Origin of the sequence: Bartonella sp. AP19HLJMH, assembly GCF_042196245.1 — a bacterium.
Classification (GTDB): Bacteria; Pseudomonadota; Alphaproteobacteria; order Rhizobiales; family Rhizobiaceae; genus Bartonella.
Genome location: NZ_JBHIPX010000062.1, coordinates 1 through 1,204 on the forward strand (window position 1 = coordinate 1; position 1,204 = coordinate 1,204).

2 protein-coding genes are annotated in these 1,204 nt (G+C 39.0%); both read right to left on the reverse strand.

The window, feature by feature from the left end; genetic code table 11:
- The coding region (locus ACFINR_RS09345) for a lambda exonuclease family protein (RefSeq protein ID WP_375654231.1) at positions 1-335 on the reverse strand (335 nt) is incomplete at its 3' end.
- A gap of 1 nt (position 336) precedes the next feature.
- Positions 337-1,131 (reverse strand): ERF family protein, encoded by a 795-nt coding sequence (locus ACFINR_RS09350; protein WP_375612641.1) that lies wholly within the window; start codon positions 1,129-1,131, stop codon positions 337-339.
- Positions 1,132-1,204: the final 73 nt, after the last annotated feature.

Below are 1,204 nucleotides of genomic sequence, written 5' to 3' on the forward strand. Positions count from 1 at the left end.
ATTAAACCGTCTTCTCCAATGAGACCATCGGGGCTAGCACCCGCCATTTCTATTGTGGGGTGTTGGATAAAGCCGCACTTTGTTATATTGGCATCATAAATGAAGCCATATTCTCTCAAGGCATCTTCTTCATGTTCAATACCCCATCTCATATCTTCAGTTTCATAATAAGGGCTTGTTTCGCCTGTTAAGCGCTCCGTTATGAGTTTGATTTTGTAGTCTTCATATTTGCTCGTAGGCAATCCTTTTGCTGTCTTACTGATAATGTTGTAAACATTAGATGCGGTGACTTTACCCAAGCGCGCTTGAAACCATTCTGCTGTTCTTTGTTCCATCTCACACCGCCGTTTGTTGCTCTTGTGGCGTTGCTATATCGGCATCTTGTATAGTAGAATCTGTTTCTGCCTTTTGCCTGTTTTGTTTATCTTTCAAAAGATGTAATACCGTTTGTGCTTGTCCTTCAGACATATCGTCGAGCTTTTTGACGTTGACATAAGCAAGTATTTTTTCTTCTTCTGTTTGGGTTTGTACGACAAGTCTTCTGATTTCATTGATCTGTTGTGGAAAAGCCTTTTTAATAGGCGGGTTTCCATCTGTATCGTCTTCTTTACTTGCTAAATTAAGAAGCATGCCTAATAGGTATCTTCGTGCGTAGGTAAGTGTGGAACCAAGTGATTGTATGCTATTTTTAGAGCCTGTACTGTCAATTGGAAATGTTCCTTCTGTTGAGATTTGATTGTCTGAAGGATGAGACAGAGTTATTTCTATGGTAACGTTTTTTTCTGTTTGATTTTTAATACGATAAAACAAAGCAAATTTGTATGTTGCAAGCCCTTTCTTTACAGCATCAATGTACTGATCAAGTGTAGCGTATTTGCTGTTTGTATGGTTATTAATGGCGTTTTGTTCGATATTTTTATATGCCATTTGCACAGCCGAAAGATCACGGACAAAATTTTGGCGCTCTTGTCGTTTTATCTCTTGTTCTCTTAAATCAAGAAGACGCTCTAAGCGATCCATATCGACGTCACTGTCTAAGGCTTTATTTAAAATACGTTCCATGACAGTTTGTTCGACGGCTACATGATGTGTTTCTTCAATTTCTATTAGGTTAGTGTTTTGTTCACTCATCTTGATTTCCTACATTGCGCGCAATTCACCCGTGGCGTGAATCACGCTTGTGTTAAAAGTTGGTTTGTGTTGC

What these genes read in the sequence shown, in the direction of transcription:
- ACFINR_RS09350 (WP_375612641.1), bottom strand. Translation starts at nt 1,131, where the DNA reads ATGAGTGAACAAAACACTAACCTAATAGAAATTGAAGAAACACATCAT.